20 protein-coding genes and 1 tRNA gene are annotated in these 23,050 nt (G+C 65.7%); 2 read left to right on the top strand and 19 right to left on the bottom strand.

The window, feature by feature from the left end:
• The first annotated feature begins 5 nt into the window (after positions 1-5).
• Entirely contained in the window at positions 6-1,988 is a 1,983-nt protein-coding gene (locus DR046_RS03185) for an ASKHA domain-containing protein (RefSeq protein WP_115379911.1), read from the top strand.
• Here the strand turns inward: DR046_RS03185 and DR046_RS03180 are convergent.
• From DR046_RS03180 to DR046_RS03160, 5 genes are all read right to left on the bottom strand, one after another.
• Positions 1,983-2,612 carry an ATP-binding cassette domain-containing protein gene (locus tag DR046_RS03180; protein WP_115379909.1) on the bottom strand — a complete coding sequence of 210 codons (630 nt, stop codon included), beginning with the start codon at positions 2,610-2,612 and terminating at the stop codon, positions 1,983-1,985. The two genes, DR046_RS03185 and DR046_RS03180, sit on opposite strands and share 6 nt — an antisense overlap.
• On the bottom strand, positions 2,605-4,272 hold the full coding sequence (locus DR046_RS03175; protein WP_115379907.1) for an ABC transporter permease: 1,668 nt from the start codon (positions 4,270-4,272) through the stop codon (positions 2,605-2,607). The genes DR046_RS03180 and DR046_RS03175 overlap by 8 nt, the downstream gene beginning before the upstream one ends.
• A gap of 148 nt (positions 4,273-4,420) precedes the next feature.
• A complete protein-coding gene (locus tag DR046_RS03170) occupies positions 4,421-5,611 on the bottom strand; it encodes an ABC transporter substrate-binding protein (protein ID WP_115379905.1) in 1,191 nt (396 codons plus the stop codon).
• An 11-nt stretch (positions 5,612-5,622) separates the two neighbouring features.
• The gene (locus tag DR046_RS03165; protein ID WP_115379903.1) at positions 5,623-6,228 is read right to left on the bottom strand and encodes a CDP-alcohol phosphatidyltransferase family protein; all 606 of its coding nucleotides are present in this window, start codon (positions 6,226-6,228) and stop codon (positions 5,623-5,625) included.
• 287 nt (positions 6,229-6,515) lie between these two features.
• Complete coding sequence (locus tag DR046_RS03160) at positions 6,516-6,812, bottom strand: hypothetical protein (RefSeq protein WP_115379901.1); 297 nt, start codon at positions 6,810-6,812, stop codon at positions 6,516-6,518.
• A 286-nt stretch (positions 6,813-7,098) separates the two neighbouring features.
• Here DR046_RS03160 and DR046_RS03155 point away from each other — a divergent pair.
• Positions 7,099-7,188: transfer RNA gene (locus tag DR046_RS03155), tRNA-Ser, on the top strand.
• A gap of 287 nt (positions 7,189-7,475) precedes the next feature.
• Here DR046_RS03155 and DR046_RS03150 read toward each other — a convergent pair.
• From DR046_RS03150 to DR046_RS03085, 14 genes are all read right to left on the bottom strand, one after another.
• Positions 7,476-8,417 carry a GIY-YIG nuclease family protein gene (locus tag DR046_RS03150; protein WP_115379899.1) on the bottom strand — a complete coding sequence of 314 codons (942 nt, stop codon included), beginning with the start codon at positions 8,415-8,417 and terminating at the stop codon, positions 7,476-7,478.
• A 133-nt stretch (positions 8,418-8,550) separates the two neighbouring features.
• Positions 8,551-9,267, bottom strand: a complete 717-nt coding sequence (locus tag DR046_RS03145) for a M48 family metallopeptidase (RefSeq protein WP_115379897.1) — start codon at positions 9,265-9,267, stop codon at positions 8,551-8,553.
• The gene (locus DR046_RS03140) at positions 9,267-12,362 is read right to left on the bottom strand and encodes a type I restriction endonuclease subunit R (RefSeq protein ID WP_115379895.1); all 3,096 of its coding nucleotides are present in this window, start codon (positions 12,360-12,362) and stop codon (positions 9,267-9,269) included. The genes DR046_RS03145 and DR046_RS03140 overlap by 1 nt, the downstream gene beginning before the upstream one ends.
• Entirely contained in the window at positions 12,355-13,614 is a 1,260-nt protein-coding gene (locus DR046_RS03135; RefSeq protein ID WP_167766853.1) for a restriction endonuclease subunit S domain-containing protein, read from the bottom strand. Before DR046_RS03135 ends, DR046_RS03140 begins: the two co-directional genes overlap by 8 nt.
• 50 nt (positions 13,615-13,664) lie before the next feature.
• Entirely contained in the window at positions 13,665-16,145 is a 2,481-nt protein-coding gene (locus DR046_RS03130) for an N-6 DNA methylase (RefSeq protein WP_115379891.1), read from the bottom strand.
• A gap of 1 nt (position 16,146) precedes the next feature.
• A complete protein-coding gene (locus tag DR046_RS03125) occupies positions 16,147-16,335 on the bottom strand; it encodes a type II toxin-antitoxin system Phd/YefM family antitoxin (RefSeq protein ID WP_115379889.1) in 189 nt (62 codons plus the stop codon).
• Positions 16,336-16,426: 91 nt separating this feature from the next.
• Positions 16,427-16,816 carry a hypothetical protein gene (locus DR046_RS03120; RefSeq protein ID WP_115379887.1) on the bottom strand — a complete coding sequence of 130 codons (390 nt, stop codon included), beginning with the start codon at positions 16,814-16,816 and terminating at the stop codon, positions 16,427-16,429.
• Complete coding sequence (locus tag DR046_RS03115) at positions 16,813-18,138, bottom strand: recombinase family protein (protein WP_115379885.1); 1,326 nt, start codon at positions 18,136-18,138, stop codon at positions 16,813-16,815. The genes DR046_RS03120 and DR046_RS03115 overlap by 4 nt, the downstream gene beginning before the upstream one ends.
• A complete protein-coding gene (locus DR046_RS03110; RefSeq protein ID WP_115379884.1) occupies positions 18,135-18,590 on the bottom strand; it encodes a DUF2924 domain-containing protein in 456 nt (151 codons plus the stop codon). Before DR046_RS03110 ends, DR046_RS03115 begins: the two co-directional genes overlap by 4 nt.
• Positions 18,591-18,786: 196 nt before the next feature.
• Positions 18,787-20,469, bottom strand: a complete 1,683-nt coding sequence (locus DR046_RS03100) for a DEAD/DEAH box helicase (RefSeq protein WP_115379880.1) — start codon at positions 20,467-20,469, stop codon at positions 18,787-18,789.
• Between the two features lie 11 nt (positions 20,470-20,480).
• On the bottom strand, positions 20,481-21,110 hold the full coding sequence (locus DR046_RS03095; protein ID WP_115379878.1) for a hypothetical protein: 630 nt from the start codon (positions 21,108-21,110) through the stop codon (positions 20,481-20,483).
• A 2-nt stretch (positions 21,111-21,112) separates the two neighbouring features.
• Positions 21,113-22,009 carry an ATP-binding protein gene (locus tag DR046_RS03090; RefSeq protein WP_245190790.1) on the bottom strand — a complete coding sequence of 299 codons (897 nt, stop codon included), beginning with the start codon at positions 22,007-22,009 and terminating at the stop codon, positions 21,113-21,115.
• Positions 22,006-22,299 (bottom strand): hypothetical protein, encoded by a 294-nt coding sequence (locus DR046_RS24080; protein WP_245190789.1) that lies wholly within the window; start codon positions 22,297-22,299, stop codon positions 22,006-22,008. The genes DR046_RS03090 and DR046_RS24080 overlap by 4 nt, the downstream gene beginning before the upstream one ends.
• 176 nt (positions 22,300-22,475) lie before the next feature.
• Positions 22,476-22,988 carry a helix-turn-helix domain-containing protein gene (locus DR046_RS03085; RefSeq protein WP_167766851.1) on the bottom strand — a complete coding sequence of 171 codons (513 nt, stop codon included), beginning with the start codon at positions 22,986-22,988 and terminating at the stop codon, positions 22,476-22,478.
• Between the last annotated feature and the right edge of the window lie 62 nt (positions 22,989-23,050).

Genomic DNA, 23,050 nt, shown 5'->3' with positions numbered 1-23,050 from the left:
CGCGCATGACCGATCCCCTCGTCGTCTTCACGCCGTCCGGCAAGCGCGGGCGCATCCCCGCCGGGACCACCGTCCTGGCGGCGGCGCGGCGGCTGGGCGTCGACCTCGACTCGGTCTGCGGCGGGCGGGGCATCTGCTCCAAGTGCCAGGTCACGCCCGGAAAGGGCGCCTACCCGAAGCACGGGGTGACCGTGGCGGAGGGCGCGCTGTCGCCGGTCAACGCGGTCGAGCAACGCTACGATGAAAAGCGCGGGCTGGCCCCCGGCCGGCGGCTCGGCTGCCAGGCCTGCATCGAGGGCGACATCGTCGTCGACGTCCCGCGCGAGAGCCAGGTCCACAAGCAGGTCGTCCGCAAGGCGGCCTCGGACCGGGCGATCACGCTCGACCCCTCCACCCGGCTTCATTTCGTCACCGTGGAAGAGCCGGACATGGACGCGCCCTCGGGCGATCTGGAGCGGCTGCGCGCTGCGCTGAAGGCGCAATGGGAGATCGAGGGGCTGACGGTCCCGCTGCCGATCCTTCAGGCGCTGCAGACCGTCCTGCGCAAGGGGGACTGGAAGGTCACGGTCGCGGTCAATCACGAGACCTCGTCGGTCGCCGCGATCTGGCCAGGCCTCCGGACCGACGCGCCACTGGGCCTGGCCGTCGATCTGGGGTCCACGACCGTCGCGGCGCATCTCTGCGACCTGGGCACCGGCGCCGTACTCGCCTCGGGCGGGGTGATGAACCCGCAGATCCGCTTCGGCGAGGATCTGATGAGCCGGGTCAGCTATTCGATGATGAACCCGGGCGGCGCGGCCGAGATGACCGGGGCCATCCGCGTCGCGCTGGCCGACCTTGCGCGCGAGCTGGCGGAGGAGGCCGGGATCGCGCCCGCCGACATCGTCGAGACGGTGATCGTCTGCAACCCGGTCATGCATCATCTGCTGATCGGCGTGGACCCGGTCGAGCTGGGGCAGTCGCCCTTCGCGCTGGCCACCTCCGACGCGCTGCGGCTTCCGGCGCGGGACTTGGGGCTCGACGTGCTCGCCCCCGGCGCGCGGGCCTATATCCTGCCCTGCATCGCCGGGCATGTCGGCGCCGACGCCGCTGCCGTCGCCCTGTCGGAAGCGCCCGACCAGGTCGAGGAGATGACGCTGATCGTCGATGTCGGCACCAATGCGGAGCTGCTGCTGGGCAACTCGAAGGGCCTGCTGGCCTGTTCCTCGCCCACAGGCCCGGCCTTCGAGGGGGCGCAGATCAGCTCCGGCCAGCGCGCCGCGCCGGGTGCCATCGAGCGGGTGGAGATCGACCCGGAAACGAAGGAGCCGCGCTTCCGCGTCATCGGGTCGGAGCTCTGGTCCGACGATCCCGCCTTCGACGGGACCGAGATCACCGGCATCTGCGGCTCCGGCATCATCGAGGCGGTCGCGGAGATGCGGCTTGCCGGCCTGCTGGATGCGGGCGGTCTGATCGGCTCGGCCGAGCAGACGGGCAGTGCGCGCTGCGTGGCCGAGGGGCGGACCCATTCCTACCTGCTGTGGGAAGCGGACGGCCGCCGGATCCTGGTCACTCAGGGCGACGTGCGGGCGATCCAGCTGGCGAAGTCGGCTCTCTATGCCGGGGCGCGGCTGCTGATGGACGAGGCCGGCGTCGACAGCGTCGACCGGGTGACGCTGGCCGGGGCCTTCGGGGCGCATATCTCGCCCAGACACGCGATGGTGCTTGGGATGATCCCGGACGCGCCGCTCGACAAGGTCGGCAGCGCGGGCAACGCGGCAGGGCATGGGGCGCGCATGGCGCTCTGCGACCGGTCGCTCCGCGACCGGATCGAGGGGCTGGTGCGGCGCATCCACAAGGTCGAGACCGCCGTGGCGCCGCGCTTCCAGGAGCATTTCGTCGCCGCCAACGCCATTCCGCATGCGACGGCGCCCTTCCCGCATCTGGGCCCCCTGCCCCAGGTCAGCTTCAACCAGCAGAGCGGCGGGCGGCGGCGCAGGCGATCATAGGCGGATGACGGGGCCGCCCGCCGCCTCGGCATCCGCCGCGTCATGGGTGACCAGAAGGACGGGAATGGCCGCCACCCGCGCGCGGTCGAAGACGAGTTCCCGCATCTGGGCCCGCAACTCGGCGTCGAGCTTCGAGAAGGGCTCGTCGAGGAGCAGCGCCCGCGGCGCGGACAGAAGCACCCGCATCAGAGCGACGCGGGCGGCCTGCCCGCCCGACAAGGTCGCGGGGTCGCGCGGGCCGTATCCCTCCAGCGCAACCTCCGAGAGGGCCGCCTCGACGGCGGCACGTCGGGCGGCGCGGCGGCCGCCCCGGGGAAGGCCGAAGGCGAGGTTCGCGGCGACGTCGAGATGCGGAAAGAGAAGCGGGTCCTGGTAGAGGATGCCGATGTGCCGCGCCTCGGGGGCGAGGCCGGTCAGGTCGCGCCCGTCGAGGGTGACCCGGCCCTCGGCCCGGAAGCCCGGGGCGAGGTCGCCCATCACGAAGGACAGCAGCGTCGACTTCCCCGACCCGCTCGGCCCCATCAGCGTGGTGACGGTGCCGGGAGGGACGCAGGCGTCGATCTCCAGCAGGCTGCGCTCGCCCTGGCTCAGGCGCACCCCCTCCAGCCGCAGTCCCTCAGCCATGGCGCAGCCCCCGGCGGTCGCGCCAGACGAGAGCCGGGACCAGCAGAGCCAGCGCGAAGGGCAGGAAGGCGGCCAGCGTCTGGCCAAGGCCCCAGATGCCGATCGCGCGCCGGTTGCCTCCGGCGGCGAGCGCCACCGCCTCGGTGGCGAGCGTCGAGACGCGCCCTCCGCCCAGCAGAAGCGTCGGAAGGTACTGCCCGACGCTGACCGCCATGCCGACCGCGACCGCGGTCAGGACCGGCGCCAGCAGCATCGGAAGCCGCAGCCGCCACAGCACCGCGTCCGGCCGCGCGCCCAGCCCCGCCGCGACGCGGGCGAGCCGCCCGTCCCAGGCCCGGAACGGGCCGGAGAGCGACAGGAAGACGTAGGGCAGGACGAAGACGACATGGCCCAGCGCGACCAGCGGCCAGGACGGGCCGAGCCCGACCGAGCCCGCCGCCGCCACCAGCCCGGGCAGGAAGGCCACCTGCGGGATCAGGAGCGGCAGGTAGAGCAGCCAGAGCGCCCGCTGCCCGACCGTCAGGCCGAAGCGATGCTCGGCCTCAAGGCAGCCGATCACCAGCAGCAGCGAGACGGCCGTCGAGACGGCGGCCAGCGCCAGCGTGTCGCCCGCGACCTCCAGCATCTCGGGGCCGAAACGCATCCAGTTGCGCGCGCTCAGCGCCTCGGGGACAAGGTCCGGAAAGCGCCAGCCCGCCGCCACCGACCAGAGCGCCAGCGCCGCGATGCCGAGCAGGATCGACAGTGCCGACAGCACACCCAGCGCAAGCCCCGCCGCGCGGGCGGCACGTTCGGCGAGGCCCCGGCCCGACCAGACCCAGGCACGACCGAGCCGTGCGGTAAGCCGCTCGCCCATCTGCCAGGCCAAGAGCGCGGCGAGCACGAGCCCAAGCTGCACCACCGCCCCCGCCGCCGCGACAGCGCGCTGGCCCAGGTCCGGGTCGGTCATCCAGCGCGTCACCTGCACCGACAGCGTGGGCGGCGTGTTCGGCCCGAGGATCAGCGCCACGTCCACGTTGGTCATGGCGTAGACCAGCACGACCAGCACCGGCAGCCGCACCTGCGCGTAGAGGGACGGGAAGACCGTCTTGACCCAGCCCGCGACCCGCCCCTGCCCCAGACTGCGCGCCACAGCCATCCGCCGCCGCTGGTCGGTCTGGCCCAGCGCAGCGAGCATCATCAGCAGGAGGAACGGAAGCTCCTTCGCAATCAGCCCGGCGGTCAGGGCGAGGCCCAGCCGGTCCTGCACGATCAGGAGGTCCGGTGGCACGTCCCATCCCAGCGCCAGCGCGGGCAGCCGCGCGATCCAGCCCGAGGGCGCGATCAGGAAGGCGAGGCCCAGCGCGGCGGCGGCGTGGGGCACGGCAAGGAGCGGCGAGAGCAGCCGCTCCAGCAGGGTGAAGGCGCGGGTGCCATGCCATCCCGCCAGGATCAGCATCGCGACCGCCAGCGCACCGAGGGTCGACAGCAGGCCCGAGGTGAGCGACAGCGCCATCGCCTGCGGCAGGCCGGGCCAGGCGAGCACCTCCCGAACCGGGTCGAGCGTCAGCCCCGTCCCCAGAGGCCCGAGGCCGACGGCCGGGAGGACCGTGCCGAGCAGCCCCAGCAGCACCGGCCCGGAGAGGATCGCGGCCGTGGCGAGCGGAAGGGGGCGCAGCATCGGCGGAGTCCTCGATGGCTAGAGGGGGACCACGGATCGGGCGCAGGTCGCGCCATCAGGATCGACGCGCCCCCTGCCCTTCATCGCGGAGTCCCGGACAGGCACGATGCGACGGCGACCCGGCCGCACGGCCTCCGACGGGCGCGCCTCAGTTCGCCACGCCGTAGCGGGCGACCCAATCGGCGGCGAGCCGCTCGGCCCAAGACGGGTGCGGCTCCGGCAGGGCCTGGCCCAGCTCCTCGGGAGAAAGCGTGGCCACGCCGAGGTCCAGCGCGTCGAAGGCCGCGCGGTCCGCCTCGGACAGGGCATCCATGTCGAGCACGGTGCCGTAGCCCAGCACGTCCGGCATCTGCGCGCGAAGCTGCGCCTCGGGCGAGAGGAGCGTGTCGGCGACGACCATCGCCCCCGCCTTCGCATTGGCGTTGAACGGGATCGCCACGAAGGAGGCGTTGCCCAGCGTCCCCGCCTCCAGCACGTAGGTGCGGGCGGTGGCCGGCAGTTCGTAATTTGCGATGGCGGCGGTGGCCTCGCCGGGCGAGAAGCTGATCGCGATATCGACCTCTCCGTCGTTCATCAGCTGCAGCTGGCGCGGCCCGGTCTGCGGATAGGCCCTGCCCTCGCGCCAGAGCACGGGGGTCAGGTCGTCCATGAACGCCCAGAGCGGCGCCGCGATCTCGGCATAGTCGTCGCCGACCGGCTGCTGCAGGACGGCCGGATCCTCGACCAGCTCGATCAGCATCTGCTTGAGGAAGGTCGTGCCGAGGAAGTCGGGCGGCTGCGGGAAGGTGAAGCGGCCCGGGTTCGCCTGCGCCCAGTCGAGCAGCGCCTCGGCGGTGGCGGGCGGCTCCGCGACCCGCTCGCTGTCGTGGATGAACACGACCTGCGCCATGGCCCAGGGGCTTTCGTAGCCCTCGGTCGGGATGGTGAAGTCGGTCGTCACCGTCTTGCCCCCGGCATCGACGAAGCGCCAGTTGGGCAGCGCCTCGGCGAAGGGGCCGAAGAGCAGACCCTGCTCCTTCATCGAGGCGAAATTGGCGCCGTTGATCCAGATGAGATCGACCGAGCCGCCCTCGGTCTTGCCGGCCTGCCGCTCGGACAGGACGAGGCTGACGGCGTCGGCGGTGTCGGCCAGCTTCACATGCTCCAGCGTCACGCCCTGCTCGGCCACCTGCTCGCCAATCCAGGCGATGAAGTCGTTGGTCGTCGTCGATCCGCCCCAGGCGTGCCAGTAGACGGTCTGCCCCTCGGCCTCGGCCAGGACGGCATCCCAGTCGGTCGGGTCGGGCTCGGCGAAGGCGGGGGTGGCGAGGGCCAGGGCGGCGATCAGGGGCAGGCGCATGAGGGGCTCCTTCAGTCGGGGAAGACGGTGCGCGCGGCCAGCACGCGGGCGGTGGCGGTGTAGAAGCAGAGAATGCCGAAGGCCCAGGCCAGCGGCGCGAACCATCCCGGCAGCAGGCAGAGCAGGACGAAAAAGGCGATCGTCTCGGTCCCCTCCAGCAGGCCCGCCGAATAATAGAGGGATTTGGCGCCCTGGGCGGAGGTTTCCAGCCCGCGCTTCTCGGCCATCGTGGCGAAGCCGAGGAACGAGGTGCCGTTCACGTAGAAGCTGAGCAGCAGGAAGGCGGCCGGCAGCGCGTTCTCGGGGGCCATGACCGCGAATGCGAAGGGGATGGCGCCGTAGAACAGGAAGTCGGACCAGATATCGAGATAGCCGCCGTAATCTGTCCTGCGGGTCGCCCGGGCCACGGCGCCGTCCAGCCCGTCAGCGAGGCGCGAGGCCAGAAGCGGCAGCAGCGCCCAGCCCGGCGCGCCGAGCGCGATCAGGACGGCGGCGGCCAGGCCCAGCGCGAGGCCCGTCAGGGTCACGCCGTTCGCGGTCACGCCCCGGTCGGCCAGCCCCCGGCCCAGCCGGTTCAGCGGCGGGTCGATCAGGCGGCGGACATGGGCGTCGAGCATCGGCAAGCTCCGGGTTCGGGTAGAGTTTCCCTGCCCCGGATCGCGCCTCGCCCGCAAGCCGCACCCACGCGAACGTGACGGGCCGGGTTGACGCTGCCGCTTCGGGAATGCAGGTCAGGACTGGGGCCGACAAGGCGACCATCGCCGCCGAGACGGTGTGCGAGAGGGCCAACTCCCGGTCTGGAAGCGCGGCTCCAATAGGACAGTCCCCATCGACCGTCCCGCCACGCTGACCCTGTCGTGGACGCCGGCACCCGTCCTGCCCCGCTTGGCCGCCCGCGCTGCGATCAGGCGGACGATGTCGGCGACATGGAATCCATGCGCAGCCCCGTTTCCTGCCGGCAATGAAGCCTGAGATAGGTCCCCTGCGCCACCACAGTCGGAAGCGCATCGACCACGACGGGGCGGCGCTCGTTCAGGAAGCCGGACAAGACGTGCGGCCGGTCCTTGACATCGGGGATGCCCGCCATCGGGCTTGTTTCGGCGCCTCGGAAGGTGCCGTTGACAGCGTTCATGGTCATCTCCCGCTCCATCTGGAAGCCTCGGTCGGTCGGCGAGGCGCCGAGCGGCGGCACCCGGACCATGTGGATGCTCTCGAACTCCGCCAGCAGCGCGTGCTGGGTGGCATCAACCGTGGCCTCGACGGTCCCGACGGCGATGGCCCGTCAAGAAGCTCCGGGAGGACGAACGTCCCGATCCGCCCCAACTCGTCGAGAGACGGCGTCTTCGGCCCGCCCCTCCCTCCCTCGCCCACCGGGCCCGCGGCCTTGGATCCACCCAAACCCGCCGGACACCAGAATTCCTGCGTGACGGTCGTACAAACCGCCCCATCTTGCCGCGCCTCAACCGGAGGTGTAGCCCGTCCGGGTCGGAGGCGTGGCCGAGCGGTCGAAGGCACCGGTCTTGAAAACCGGCAGGCGGGCAACCGTCTCGTGGGTTCGAATCCCACCGCCTCCGCCACTTGCCCTAACGAAATGGTTCTCCCGATCCGGCTGCGGCCGGATTTTTCCGTTGTTTTCGAGGGTTATGCGGGTGGGGCTGAGCACTGGCCCTGCCGCCGCGAGGCCCCGAAGCGGTCTCTCGGGGCCGATATTCTCCGGACCTGTTGCCTGCGCGGATTTAGTGAATTCTATCCAAGTGACTGAAAATGTGTCAATTTTTGACTGGCACAGCTAATCACTTCGATTTCAGTGGCATTCGCCGCTATGGAACAGAAATCGAACGCCTGGACCATTCTCTGGTGAATGTCAGCTGGAAGTCCCGTTCGATACGTCTTGGCTCGTCTCCCAGTCCGCGTAGGTGCGTCCATCGGGAAGCTTCCAGAGAATTCGGCCGTTTGCGCTCGCGCCGATGACGGTCGCAGCTGCGGCAGATGCGGACGTGAAGCTGTAGTCGCTTGTGAAGATGAGGAAATCACCTTCTTCGCGAAGGACGCCCTTCTCTATGAGGGTGTTCCTGAGGGTAACTGTGCCTCTCGGAATCGTTCGCGTCGTTCGAACTCTCGCCTTCGATCCGGCTGCAACGACAAAGTCCCCGGATGGCCCAATCTCCATATCAGCCGTGAACCCCTCGCCGCGAAAGAAAAACCGGGGGCTCTCATGGGCGCTAGCCTTAGGCAGATCCCGCTCCAACATCGGATCTGGCGTTCGCCCGCGAATTTCACGGAACAGATCCCAACCAAGCGCACCGACTAGCGTTTTTGTCTGATCCACGAACTCCTCCATCGCGGCGCGGTCGGGCAGAGGCAGCTTGCCGGCGTCGTCGGACGGTGTCCGCGAGTTGGGGATGGTCCAGCGCGGATTGCTCCCAACGCCGCGGATCAGGCAAGCCTCGACATAGCGAGCGTGGCTCTTGGTCAGGTTCTCGTCCTTGCTGATGAGGATCACAGTATCGATCCAGAAACCCTTGGCGTCTCGCCCGGCCTCATTTGAGTTGTGATACGACAGGCGAGCGCCAATGCCTTCGGACTCGCCGATGTATGCAAGCTGTCGGTCTTGAACGTCTTCGTCGTTGCCGATGAGGATATATACGCCCGGCCGCTCGATCTCTGGAAAGGCTTCGCGAACCCGTCGAAGCTGGTTGCGGCGGAAGGCTATCGCCTGGATCGTCGACATCGAGATTTGCGCCACCCGAATGCCGTTCGGATCCCCATCAAGAAGGAAAATGTTTATCGAGCGGGGCTTGTTCATTCCGCCCCTTTTTCATGCAAAGGCGGCAACAAAAACTCAGTGAAGGTGGACCGCCAAAAAACTTTTCTCAGTCGTCGATTAGTATCTGGTCCAACCACAGTGCGGACAGTCCGACATACATGACGCAGATAAGTCATTCTATCCAATTCTCTGCCGCCAAGGGCAGTTCATTGAGCTCTGCGCGAGCATCCCGCCATGTCGGGTAATACTCCGTCATCTTTGCTACGAAGCGTTCGCTGTGCTTCGGTTCGATGAGATGGACCATCTCGTGCACGACGACATATTCCAGCAGGTCTTTCGGCTTCTTCACCAGCTCGGTGTTCAGGCGAATATTTCGATGGCGAGGGTTGCACCCGCCCCATTTCGTCTTCATGCGCTGGAGGAAGTAGCCGGCGACGTCGACGCCGAGCTTCGCTTCCCACTTTCGTATCAGCGGAGGGACAGCTTCATGTAGCAGTGACCGATGCCACTCCTGCATGACCTCTTCCCGCTTCGCGGGCGAGCTTCCGGGACGGACCGTGAGTGTGATCCTGCGATGGTCCAGCCGAACGAAAGGCTTTACGTCCTTCTCAACGATGGAAAGTAGATAGCGCCGTCCCCACAGATAGTGGCTCTCTCGCTCGACAAATTGGCGCGGTGTTTCCCGGGCCTGCCCGAGCAATTTCGCCTGCTGGTCCCGGATCCAGCCAATCTTGGATGCCGCATAGGCCCGGGCCACTTCCGGGCGGGTCGCCAGAGGCGCAACAAGGGTGACCCGCCCGCTCGGCGGATGCACCGACAGATGGACGTTTTTGATGTCCTTGCGGGTCATCGCGATGGTTATGTCGCCGAGCTGGATCGTTTCCGTCATCAGTAACCCGGCTGATTCTTGATGATCTCGAACAGCGCCAACGTTGCATCGCGATCGCGGTCAAGAATGGGAAACAGGGCATTGAGTACCTGCGCCTCGCGTGCCTGGTCGCCCTTCCATCCCGCGGGTGCGCGTTCCCTAACGGCCAGATCGATCCGCAGGGCCAGTGCGGCCTTGTCATCGTCATTTGCAGGGCACTGGAATGTTGAGGCCGATATCGATGCGAGGTTGTTGAAGACGACCGTCGCTTCCCGCTTGCCATGCAGCGCTGAAGGAACGCCTGCGTCTGGTTGCTTCGAAGCCAGCCTCTTGACCAGCTCTTCCGCCTTGCGGAGGAACTCCTCATAGGCGGCTGCGTCTGCCCGGCTCTGCTTGATCAGATCGTCCAAAAGCTTCGACATGTGATCGTAGAATCGGGGATCGGTGAGCTGGTCCCGGATGATTGTTTTGCGGACGTTGTTGATGATCCCCTCGGCAATGGCATTCTTCGTGAGCTTGCCCTTCTCGTTGAGCTTTCGCGCAATTGCGTCGTGGATTCCCGTCTCGATGATGAGCTCGGTCAGCGGGAGCTGGTCCAGCTCCCCCAGGTCGGCCGCCGGGTCGGCTTGGACATAGGTATTTAGCAGATGCCGCATATCCGCTTCGTAAGGCTTGATGTCGAGTTCCTCGCCCGAGTGCTTCTTGATGGCGGAGCGGATCTCGCCGTAGAACTCCGCTTCCTTCTGCAAGGCGGCTGCGTCCGCGTCAGAGTATCCGGCTTCGGTGAGGTCCTGCGCGATGGCAGCAAAGGCTCGAACAAAAACCGCCACCGCCTTGTAGAACGAAACCCGCAACGGCTCGGTCTCACTGAGCGCGTTTGGGTTCGCAGCATCGCCGCAGAAATAATGAAGAAACTGCTCAACTTCACGCGGCAATGGGACGGGTTCGCACAGGTAACGCAGGCCTCCGCGGGCTTCGTCGAGCCGCCGTTTACCTTCCTCCAGCCAGTTCTTGAGATGGACGTTGTTCTCTCCGCCTCTGCCCTCGTCGATGTCCAACTCGTCTGAGCTGTAAACTGCGATCGCCTGCTGCACGTCGCCGAACAATTCCTTGAAATCAACGATGTGGCCGTAGTCCTTGTCTTCGCCATCAAGTCGGTTGGTGCGGCAGATGGCTTGGAACAGATTGTGGTCGCGCAGTTCGTTGTCGAGGTAGATATACGTGCAACTTGGCGCATCGAAGCCGGTGAGGAGCTTGCTGACAACGATCAGCAGCTTTATGTTCGCGGGCTCCTCGATGAAGCGCCGCTTCACCTCATCCTCGTACTGTTTGGTGGTCTGGCCCGGCCGCAGTACATGCTTGGTGTAGGTATCGAATTTGTAGCGCTCGTCGCTATTGGCTGGCTCGCGGGAGATCGCGTTGTGGTTCGGCTCGTAAGATGTGACGATCCCACAATACGAGCCGAAGCTCGTATTCTGAAACAGACGGAAGTAGTGGCATGCGTCATAGATCGACGGTGCGACCAGGATTGCCGTCCCGCGGTCATTGTTCAGGCGGGGTTTTAGGCTGAAGTCCTCGATGATGTCCGCAATGACGCGCTGCTTGCGCTCCGCAGCGCTCATTAGCTGTTCCATCGTCGCCCAGCGCTTGCGCAGAACAGCCTTCTGAAAATTGTTCAGGCCCTTGGTCTTCTGCTCGAACCACTGATCGATGGCGGCCTGCGAGGTGAGACGTTGCGGTACGTCGCGTGCCTCGTATTTCAAGTCGAGGATGACGCCGTCGGCAACGCCCTCATGAAACTTGTAGGTGTGGATGTAGGTGCCGAAGACGTCCCGCGTCATCTGCTTGTCCTTGCGCAGAAGCGGCGTGCCCGTGAAGCCGATGAAGACCGCGCCCTCGAGCCAGCGCTTCATCTGCTTGTTCATGTCGCCGCCCTGCGTGCGGTGGCACTCGTCCACGAACACGTAGAAGCGCCCTGTGACAGGGGGAGGATCGCCCTTCAGGTCTGCCGCGTCAAACTTGTGGATAAGCGCGCATAGCAGACGCGGCGTGGCGGCTCCGAGCTTCTCCGCGAACTCCGCCCGCGAGGTAATGCGCGGCGATGGCGACTCCGCGCCGATCACGCCCGCGTTTTTCATCACCCCTTCGATCTGCTTGTCCAGTTCGTCGCGGTCGGTGATGACGAGAATGCGAGCTTCCGGGTCGTGCTCCATCAGCCATTTGGCGATCAGCACCATCAGGATGCTCTTGCCACTGCCCTGAGTGTGCCAGATGACACCGCCCTCGCGCCTGCCAATGCGTTCCTGTGCGGCCTTCACGGCGAAGAATTGATGCGGCCGCGGCACCTTTTTGTGGCCGGCATCAAAGATGACGAAATTTCGGATCAGGTCGAGCAGCCTGGCCTTGTTGCACATCTGGGCAAGCGGCCGATCGAGCAGCGCCCCCGCAGTGGCTGGCGCACCCGAGGCCGCTTCGTCCTTCCACGTCACGAAGAACTGCTCAGGCGTGCCCGTCGTTCCGTAACGCAGGCCCTGCGAGTCGCTTCCCGCCAGCAGGAGCTGCGCGGTGCTGAAGAAGCCTTTGTTGAAGATTTCTTCCTGGTTCGTGATGAGCTGGCGCACACCATCGGCCAGCTCCACCGAACTGCGCTTCAACTCGATGACCGCAATGGCAAGACCATTGAGATAAAGCACGATGTCAGGTCGGCGCTGGTGGCCGCCTTTCAGCGTCACCTCCTCGGCGAGGGCGAAGTCGTTCTTTTCCGGGTGCTGCCAGTCGATGAGGTGCACCGTTTCGTGCGCCTGGCCCGCTGCGATTTGCACTGGCACGCCGTAGCGAAGCAATTGGTATGTACGCAGGTTGGCCTGATACAGCGTAATGCCGGTCGAGTCCGCGGCGGTCTCGAGCCTTTGCAGCGCGGCCGAGATATGGGCCGGCGAATAGCCGCGTGCGGCCAGATTGTCGCGCAGCAGGTCCGCCTCGATGGCACGGTTCCCCTCGCGCTTCGACCAGTCACCCAGGTGCCGATAACCCAGACCGCCTTGATCCTCAGGGCGCGTGATGAGGGCTGCGAGGCGGTCCTGTGTCGCGCGTTCGCTGCGGGGGCGATCAGGCATGGGCGGCCTCCTGTTCACATGCCTCTACCGCTGGAACAGGCAGGCGCACGCGGCCCGTCAGCAACGCCTGCATCATGGCCTGCTTGATGTCTCGGGTCTTTGCGAGCCTCGCCTCAAGTGCAGCAATTTCGGCTTCCATGTCCGACAGGACGCGGGCGATGGCTCTCTGCTCGTCCGGCTCGGGAAGTGCGATCTCTGCGCTCGCGATGTGCTTGCGATTTGTGGCGTAGACCTTCGTGCCTGCCGCCAGCCTCCGAAGATGGGCGATGAAGGCTGGTACAAATTGCAGGTATCCCTTGTAGCCGTCGGCGAGCACGAGCTTGTCGAAGCGGGCTGCAATCGTGTGCTGCCCAGCTACCGCCTCGACACCGTAGGCACCTTCGATCTCAAGTGATTTCCCCACGCCAAGGAGATCTTCGGAGGCGTCGACAAACACGACGTCACCATCCTCAAGACGAGGCAGGCGCGCAGCGGCGCCCGCCGGAAGGCGCGGCATCTTGGCACTGCGAAGGTCAAGACGGATCGATGATGTGACATGGATGTCGCCATAGTGGAGATAGCAAACCGGGTCGTTGACTGTAAGCTGGGCGCGCGAATGCACGCCATTGCGAAGGAAGGAGACATGATCGCCTAGACGCTTCACATGCCATGGGACGCTGAACCCGGGCAGTCGGGTCTTACCGGTCAGCAGGCGCTGCATCGCGCCAGCATACAGGCCGCGCTTCTTGGCAATCAGGCGGTCCAGCCCGCCGAGAAGCGAATCGACATCGCTTAACGCCGCCGCGATGGCGCGTTGTTCTGGAAGTGGTGGAATTGGCGCTATGACGCGTCTCAGATCCCCTTGGCCGATATTCGCTCGAATAGCGCCTTGGCCCATGGGAATGACTTGTGATCGGATGAGCGGCGCGCGGAGCGCGTAGCCTGAATACAGAGCGTCTAAATCGTTGCCGATAGGTCGACCGCGAATTACGAAGCCGCCGAACACGACACGCTCAGTTCCGACGTACGTAGCCGCCAAGCCGATCTCGGTGTCAGTCTCTGATGTCCGATTGAAGAGAACATCGCCGCGCTTCACTGCAGCTGAGGCCAAGACGAACTCGGGGAGCGTCACCCGCCCTGGTATTTCCGGACCGTGAATGTGCGAATAAGTAATCGGCTCTAGAACATTGATGAAGCGAGTGCCTTGCCCATAGGAGCCCTTGTCTGCGTTGACTCCGTTCTGAAATGTGAAGAGCTCACGGAATGGCTTCAACTCCCACTCATCCGGGACGATTCCTATCTCCGTCCGCTTGTAGCCAGGCCTCACATCCATGCGGCACCCATCGCTCTTAGATGTTCTTCGACCCGGGTGGAAAGCGTCTCCACTTCCTCGGTCAACCTCGGAAGCGGCTTGGAATAGCGTTCGGCTAGCTGCCAAACCCGGTCGGCAAGGTTCTGAGAGACGCTATCGATCTCGCCCTGCACGGCGGCCGACAGCCGCGCCATCCACTTGTCGTCGATCACCAGCGTCTTGATCTCCGCCTCGGTGAGCTTGGGGTATTTGGCGTCGATCTTCTTGTCCAAGGCCTCCTGCTCCGCCTTGCGCCTGGCCTTGGCCTTGGTCTGCCGCTCGAGCAGATCAGCATAAGCCTCAAGGGCGGCGCGCTCGTCTTCGTAGAGTGGGTCTTTGCCGATCTCCTTCAGCCGAGCCTTCACCGCTTTGGCAATGATCTTCTGCTTGTCGCCCTCGCCCTCGATCACTTCGGTCAGAAGTCCGTCCTCGCCGCTGTTTTCCTCCAGCATCTCTTCGAGCTGCTGCTCCAGCAAAATGAGCTGGGTGTCGAGCGCTTCGATGGCATCGCGTTCGGCTGCGAAGTAACGGGCCACGAGAATCGGCGCGGGAACTAGGTCCGACTTGAAGCGCCGTCTGCCCTTCAGATAGTCGTGCGATTCCGGCCAGGTGAGCTTGTTGTTCTTGTCCTTGACCTGAATGATCTCACGCGGCTGTGCGCCCTTCACCCAGCCGTCGGCGGCGATCAAATAAGCGTCGTCCTGCATCGCCTCTGCCCAATAATCCATGAGGTGCTGGTACACGTCGTAGGCGTCGAGCAGCGGGGCTTTTCGGAACGTGGTGAGCAGTAGCTCCGCGATGGTCTCGATCAGTTCCTTTGGGTGGCCCTCCTTGCCGAAGTCGCTCAGGCGCAGCGTGGTCTCCTTGCTCCAGTCGGCGAAGAGTCCTGCCGCATGCCGCTGGAATGCGGCGAACTCGGCGTGACCGAGAATGGCGGGTTTCACGTCGGCGAGCGATAGCTTCAGGCGGGAATAGCCGGGGCGACCCGCAGACTCGAAGAGGATCCCGCGCACACTGGGAAGCACCTTCCAATACGCGCCGAGCGCATCGAGATCGGGCTCCGGTATCCCTCCGCGCAGATGGCCGTCGATGTCCTGGATATCTTCCGGCTCTGTGCTGTCGATGTAGCGTGGCAGATTGAGGTTGAAGTCGTTTTTCGGATTAGCGATTTCGGCCAGCGGCACCATCCGGGCGTAGCGCGGAACATCGGCCTGTTTGGTGAACGTGTCGACGATGCGGTGGATGTCCTGCTCGCGCAGGCGGTTCTTGGGGCCTGCTTTGATGAACCCCTTGGAGGCGTCGATCATGAACACGCCTTTGCGGGCTGCGGCATTTTCCTTGTCGAGAACCAGGATGCAGGCCGGGATGCCGGTGCCGTAGAAGAGGTTCGCAGGCAGCCCGATAATTCCCTTCAGATAGCCGGAGCGGACAAGCTGCTGTCGGATCGTGGCCTCGGCATTTCCGCGAAAGAGGACACCGTGCGGGAGGATGCAGGCTGCCTTCCCTGAGCCCTTCATCGAGCGAATGATGTGGAGCAGATAGGCGTAGTCGCCTTGCTTGGCGGGCGGCTCACCCCAAGCGAAGCGCTCAAAGGGATCCGTCGACGGAGTAAGGCCCGACGTCCACGTCTTATCGGAGAATGGCGGATTGGCGACAACGTAGTCGTAGGTGCGCAGTTTCTCGCCGTCCTTGAACTTCGGCGAGGCCAGCGTATTGCCCGAGAGGATATTGGCCGTCGGGAAATCGTGCAGGATCATGTTCATGCGGGCGAGGCCCGCGGTGGTCACATCCTTCTCCTGTCCTTCGAGCGTGATGTGCTTGCGGGCCTGCGCTGCGACCTTCAGGAGCAGCGAGCCCGAGCCACAGGTCGGATCGTAAGCCGTGGTCGCAGCCTTGGTGTTCTGCGGTGAGATACCGATCACCTGCGCGATGACGCGGCTTACTTCCGATGGCGTGTAGAACTGCCCCTTGCTCTTTCCGCTTTGGGTCGCGAAGTGCCGCATCAGATATTCATAGGCATCGCCAAGGATGTCGTCGTGGTCGGCTCGGTTCTCAGAGAAGTCGAGTTCGGGCTTCTGAAAGATGCCGATCAGGTTGGTGAGGCGATCGACCATCGCCTGGCCTTCGCCAAGCTTGTTCGGGTCGTTGAAATCGGGGAAGTCGCTGCGGGCGAGCCGTGTGTTGGCTTCAATGAGGGGCTGGATGATCTGGGTGTTGATCTTGTCCCCGATGTCGCTTTTTCCCTTCAGCGCGACCATGTCCGTGAAGCTCGCGCCTTTCGGGATCGTCACCGGAGGAGCGAAGTCACTGCTGTTCCCGTACTTGTCGGTGATGTACTTTATGAACAGCATGAACAGAACGTAGTCTTTGTACTGACTGGCATCCATGCCGCCTCGGAGCTCGTCGCACGAAGCCCAGATCGAGGAGTAGAGGTCGGATTTCTTGATTGCCACTTCAGGTATTTCCCTTCTTTTGGGGAGATTTCGCTTGCTCGTCGACTGCCTTCAACCGCTCGAACTCCTCCACCGACATCACCACAACGACGGGCCGACCATGCTTGGCGACCGCAACAGGTTCGGCGCGAGCCAGGTCAATCAATCGCCCAAAGCCATACTTCGCGTCTTTCGCGCTCAGGGTCTGCATGCGACTCCCCGCTTATGCCTTCGCCACTTTTGGCCAATTTGGCCCAATGAAGCAATAGTGGCGTTTGCGGGGGATGTCAGAAGCGCGGTGTTCAAGGACCGGAGAAGGTGTCTTTTTGATCGCTCCAGCTCAGTGGGAACGGCTCCATCAGTCGGGCGAGCGTGACGTCACCGCCCTGCCGTCCTTCGAGAACGGCCTCGATGATGGCAGGCTCAAGCTGCGTCAGGCGCAGTACGCGGGTCATGTAAGAGGGCGCGATTCCCTCGCGCTCGGCTAGTTCGGCGATGGTGGCGAACTCTCCCGAGTCGAGCATCCGCTTCCAGCGGAAGGCGCGGGCTAGCGCCTTGACCAGCGTGTTGTCCATCCGCTGCGGTTGCACGGCCCCCTTTGGCAGTTGCATCTCCTTCCGCCCACCGCGCTTCACAACGCGGAACGGGACGTGGAGCGTCACAGTCTCGAGGATCGGCGACCCACGGCTCATGCGGCCTCTCCGATACTGCCAGCCAGCATTTCGCGCGCGAGTCCGCTGAGGCCATCAACGCGCAGCCGGACGTTCAACCCTTCCATGCCGATGTGCACGCGCTCAACCATCATCGCCACGATGCGCGCCTGCTCGGCGGGGAAGAGTTCCTCCCACAGCGGGTCGATCTGCTGCAGGGCTACGCGAGCCTCGGCCTCAGTAATGTCGGCGGCATGGGCGCAGGCGGCCTTCCACGTGCCCGCCACGATCTCCGGATGGCGGAACACGGTGCGCAGCTGGTCTATGACGGCGGCTTCGATTTCGCCCGCGGGCACGCGGCCCACTGGACATGCCCCCGCACCATGCTTCAGCACCGTCTGGCTGACATAGTAGCGGTAGAGCCTGTCGCCCTTGCGGGTGTGCGTTGGCGAGAAGGCGGCGCCATCGGGACCGAACAGCAGCCCCTTCAGCAGCGCGGGCGTGTCGGCGCGGGTGCGCGCGGCACGCTTGCGCGGGCTTTCCTGCAAGATGGCGTGGACGCGGTCCCACGTCTCGCGGTCGATGATCGCGTCGTGCTCGCCGGGATAGCTGTCGCCCTTGTGGACCGCCTCGCCGATGTAGGCGCGGTTGCTCAGCATGCGATAGATGTATTTCTTGTCGATCCGGTTGCCGCGGGGCGTCCGAAGTCCCCGCGTGCCAACCTCCCGCGCCAGTTCCGTGCAGGACCCGATCTCGAGGAAGCGGGCGAAGATCCAGCGGACATGCGCGGCGCCTTCTTCGTCGATCACCAGCTTGCGGTTCTCGACGCGGTAGCCGTAGGGCGGCACCCCGCCCATCCACATACCCTTTTTCCGGCTGGCGGCGACCTTGTCGCGGATGCGTTCAGCCGTCACCTCGCGTTCGAACTGAGCGAACGAGAGCAGGATGTTCAGCGTCAGCCGCCCCATGGAGGTGGTGGTGTTGAACGACTGTGTGACCGAGACGAACGTCACGCCGTTCCGGTCGAACACCTCGACCAGCTTGGCGAAGTCGGCGAGCGAGCGGCTGAGGCGGTCGATCTTGTAGACCACGACCACGTCGACCAGCCCGTCCTCGATGTCCTCCAGCAGCCGCTGCAGACCGGGCCGCTCCAGCGTGCCACCGGAGATGCCGCCGTCGTCATACTGATCACGGACCAGCACCCAGCCCTCGGACCGCTGACTGGCGATGTAGGATTCGCAAGCCTCCCGCTGAGCGTGGAGGCTGTTGAACTCCTGCTCCAGTCCTTCCTCGGAGGATTTCCGGGTGTAGACGGCACACCGCAGCTTGCGGATGACCTTCGATTTTTCGGGCGGCTTCGTCATGTCCGCCCCCTGTGGTTCTTGAGCCCGAAGAAGACCCAGCCGTTCCAATGTGCGCCGGTGATAGCGCGGGCGACGGCAGACAGCGACTTGTAGGGCCGCCCCTGCCATTCGAACCCGTCGGCGGTGACAGTGACGATCTGTTCGACGCCCTGCCACTCGCGCAGGAGGCGCGTCCCGGTGATCGGGCGGTCGCGGTCAGCGCGGATGCCGCGCTTCCTCTTGTCGCCGCCGTCCAGTTCCTCGCCCAGCCGTTCCAGCCGCCGGATCGTCTCCGGCTTCAGCCCGCCATAGGCCAGTTCCTGGATGCGGTAGGCCAGGCGGGACTCAAGGTAGCGGCGGTTGAACGGCGGCGGGTCGCTGTCGAAGAGCTCGCGCCACTGTTTCTTCAGGTCGGGCGTCGGCGTTGTCTTCAGCGCGACCAGGCGCGCGGGGATGGGGTCGGGCTTGTTCATGCATTTCTCCGTTGAGTTGGAGTTGCATGACGGCATTGGTCGGGCGGATAGTGTAGGCAACATTCTCCAGTATCGTCAGATACTTCGCCCCCATCCCGCATCCGCAACCGAACCAGCCCGAGCGCCAGCAGGCCGCACAGCTCGGCGCGGCGCTCTGCGGGCGTCATCTGGTCGGCCGGGAGCGGATTGGGGCGTTTCATGCGGCCGATCGCTCCGCACGGCCAAGAACGGCGGCGGTTATCGCGCCGCGATTCCAGCGGAAGTTCAGGTGGCAGTTGGCGGCGTACTTCGACAGGCCGAAATCCAGCCCGTTGGTCTCGTGCCCCGCGCGCTGCAGCAGGTCCATCTGCTTCATCGTCGCCGGGTCGTTCAGCCAGCGACGGCTCTTGATCGAGGCGGTCCCCGTCTCGGTGGCGCGCAGGAAATCGTCTGCGGCGGCGAGCGCCTGCACCCGGGTGCCGATGGCGAGCGGTCGGATCGCCCTGCCTTTCGGCTGTCCGAGCGCGTGCCAGAGCGTTCCATCATGGAACACCCCGGCCCAGCCATTGAACCCACTCGCCATCATCGCCTGGCCGTCGCCATGCAGGTCGCACCAGGCGAACGGGGACCGCTCCAGCAGGTCGATCTCCATCATGTCGAAGGCGGTCAGCAGGCGGGCCTCTGCACGTTCCCGCGTGAAGACATGACCGCAGAAATCACAGATCGATGCGCCAAGCGGCAGTTCGGCCTCACAGGTCGGGCACAGTTTCCACGGGGCCTGGCCCGGCTCAGGATCGTCCTCGTCGAGGGTGATCTCCTGTTCGAGCGACCCGTGCCGGAGCGCCGCGCCCGCGAAGTCGAGCACGACGCAGTCGGTTTTCACGATGCCTGGGAAACGCGCGGGATCGACCCGGCGCAGGCCGCGACCGACTGCTTGGATGAAGGTGCCCTTGTGCAGCATGGGGCGCAGGATGCCGATGCAGCCGACGGGCTGGCTGTCGAAACCTTCGGTCAGGACCATGCAGTTCGTCAGCACCTGCACCTCGCCCCGGTCGAACCGGGCGATGAGGTCGGCCCGCGTCCGCGATGGCATCTCGCCCGAGATCGTCTCGGCCGTGACGCCGGCCGTGCGAAATGCCTCGGCAACCGCATCGGCATGGTCGACCGTCGCACAGAAGAAGATGGTGCGCCGGTCTGCCGCCTTCGCCTGCCAGTGTTCGACGACGGCCTCGTTCAGCACCGAGCGGTTCAGCACCTTGTCTGCCGCGCGCATGTCGAAATCGCCCGCAGTGGCGCCCAGCCCGGCCAGTTCGTCCTCGACGCCGAGATCAATGGTGTAGGTGTGCGGTGGCACCAGGAGACCGCGACCGATCAGCGTGCCGATCTTGAGGTGATAGCCGACATTGCTGAAGGTGCGGCGCAGGCTGCGGCCATCGCCGCGACCCGGCGTGGCCGAGAGCCCGAGCAGCTTGATCTCCGGATTGAGCGCCCGGGCCTCGTCGATGATGGACTGATAGCTTTGCGCCGCGGAGCGGTGGCATTCGTCGATGACGAGATGCGAGACCGGCGCCATCCGCTCGCGCCGGTTGGCGCGCGCCAGGGTCTGGACGCTGCCGAAGACGATGCGGCCGTCCCAATCGTCCTGCTCGGCCTTGACCACCGAGGTCGGCATTCCGGTGACTGTGCCGATGGCGCTGCGGTTCTGTTCGATCAACTCGTCGGTGTGCTGCAGCACCAGGACGCGGTCGTGTCTGCGGTGCTCCAGCTCCTCGCCGATGTAGAAACCGGCGATGGCCGTCTTTCCCGCCCCGGTGGGCAGCACCAGCATGGTGTTACCATGTGCGGCGGTGCGGTCGCGGGCGGCATCGACCGCCGCCCTTTGATAGTCGCGCGGAATCATGGCCGTCCTCCTCAACGTGCCCAGAAGGGCGCGGAGCCGGAGGACGGCGCGCCCGACTGACCCATGCCGTTGTCCGCAAGCTGCGGACCCGAGGCGGTGAACTGACCCTGCTGCGGTGGCTGGGGTACGCTGCCCATCACCCGAGCGTATTCGGCATGGTCGGCACCGAGCGCGGCCTTGATGACGTTGCGCCCGGTGTCGTCGGGCTTGTCCTTGTCGCGCTCGATGCCGATGCGCGCCACGAACTCCAGCCCGCTCAACTCGCCGAGGCTGCGGATCATCCGCGCGGCGCGGGCAGCGTTCGACTGGTCATCGGCACGCACACCGCGGGCGGATTCGAGGATGCCGCGGATCATGGCGCGCCCGCGGTTGCCGTAGGTGTCGTCGCCGGGACCGCCCGCAGCCTTGCCGCGAAAGCCGATGCGCGTGTAGATGCGACGCCGCGCGAACGGCCCCTCCATCACGACTGCCTCGGTGTTGAGATAGAGGGCTGGGCTCGTCTTGCTCTGGGTGAGCCAGCCTTCGGGGCCCGCACCGCCGGGGCGGACGGTGAGGCACACCTTGACCAGCGTGTTGGCCGGGATGAGGTCGAAGGCGGCGTCCTGCGTGTCCGCGCCGTTGAAATCCATGTCGCTCGCCATTGTCATGCTCCTTTCGTCGTCGGGGGATTGGGTGCGGTGGCGGCCGCGGGCAGATCGAAGTTCAGGCGGGCAACGCCATCGGGGCGCGGGCCACGGATCTTCGCCATGAGCCGCCCGAGATGAGCGGGCTCGATCATCGACAAGCGGCCGCTGCGGTCCTTCGCGGGAAGGCCGAAATCGTTGATGGTGGTGCAGATGAATGCCCTGAACGGGTCACCCTTCTCGGGGCGCAGTTCGGTCAGGGTGACGACTTCGTCGACGATGCCGGGCAGTTCGAGGCCGGTCTTCGAGCCCTCGATCTGCATCGAGAAGAAGGGCTTGCCGAAGTCGTCGAGCTTGCGGTCGAGAAGACCGACCAGCCAGATGTTCTTGGCGGGCGTGTGCTGCAGATGCGTCAGCCAGCCGATCATCTCCTGGCCGAGCAACCCGTAGGTCGCTCGGAGATCGGGCTTGCCGGTGCGGTCGGACTGGGCCTGGGATTGGCCCTTGCACCACTGCAAACAGATGCGCGAGGCGACGGAGATGCTGTCGACGAATACGGTGTCGTACTTGTCGAGCTGGCTTGCGGGACCGAAGGCCGCGCAGACGCGCGCGAAGTGCCCGGGCCCATAGGACTGGTCGTCCCGCATGGCCGGGTTGGCGCCGCCGATCCAGGCGGCGAGATCGCGGGCGACGTCCCAGTCGCGGATGCGGATCTCATCGCCGGGCCAGCCCTGCACGGCCAGCTCGCCCGCCTCGAGGTTCAGGAAGAGCGTCCGCTGCTGATCGAGGGTCAGCAGCTGCGTGGTCTTGCCGATGCCGGAGGTGCCCGTGAGCACCCCCTTGATGCCGCGCGCCTCGCGCAGGCGTTCGTCGGCCGTGATGATGCGGAGCGGCCCGCCGCCGAAGGGGGCGCTCACTTGCCGCCCTCCAGATCCCGCGCGGCTGCCGAAATGGCGATGTCCGCGCCAAAGGCGCCCTGGCGGCGCGCCATCTTCAGCACGTCGCCAAGCGCACTCGTCAGCCGGTAGAGCTCGGATTGCTGCCGCGCCAGTGCGACGAGCGCGAACTCGATGTCGTCCACAGTGGCGCGCTCGATCGGCACCGCGCGGGTCGGCTTGTCGGACAGGGCCGGAACGTTGATCGTGTCGGGGATCGCCTCCATCCAGCTCGACTGGCGCAGGCGTTTCAAGGGGGAAGTCGTGAACATGGTGATGCTCCGTGTTTTCGTCGATTGGTGTCCAGGGATCGTCGGGAAGACTGCTGCCGGGCCTGACGCCGCCCTGGAGCTTGCGGTCGGAGTGTTTCCCCACGTGGGGGTGTTGCATTCCTCCGAGGGCCCGGCATGAAACTCGCGGACCGGGTCATCGCCGGTCCTGTTGTCACCTACCGGCGGGCCTCCGAGACTGTCGGGGCGGCGCCGAGATATGCCGCGAGATCAAGCGCCTCGGCGGCCCTGCGGATCGTGGCGAGCCGGGCGTAGACGGTGCTGCGGTGGATCCCGAGGGCCTCGGCCGCTTCTGTCGGCGACATGTCGATCAGCGCCAGCGCGACATCCCTGCAGGTCGGTGTCAGACCCGCGAGAAGGCGGCGGACATCGCGGACGAGCCCAAATGCCTCGTCCGGCGCACGCGCGACGGCGGCGTGCGGCATCGCGCTGTCAGGCAGGGTCTCCGCGAGCGGCAGCATTTCGTCGGCGCCGCGACCCTCAGACGGGGTATCGAAGTCGATCCACGCCCGCTCTGCCCGCAGGCGTTCGGTCGGCGCGGCCAGCGTCGCGATGCGGTTCGCCAGAACGCGGTCTGCGAACGTGTCGTACTGACCGCGTGAGGGGTCGAACCTGTCGTCCCGGCGATAGAGGTGCAGACGCAGGTCCTGCTTCATGTCCTCGGCGTCCATGCCGGGGACCAAGCCCGACCGCGCCAGCCGTTCGGCCCGGATGGTGATGTTGCGGGAGACGC

The organism is Jannaschia formosa (assembly GCF_003340555.1).
GTDB classification, from domain to species: Bacteria; Pseudomonadota; Alphaproteobacteria; order Rhodobacterales; family Rhodobacteraceae; genus Jannaschia; species Jannaschia formosa.
This window is presented reverse-complemented; position numbering and strand designations above follow the sequence as displayed.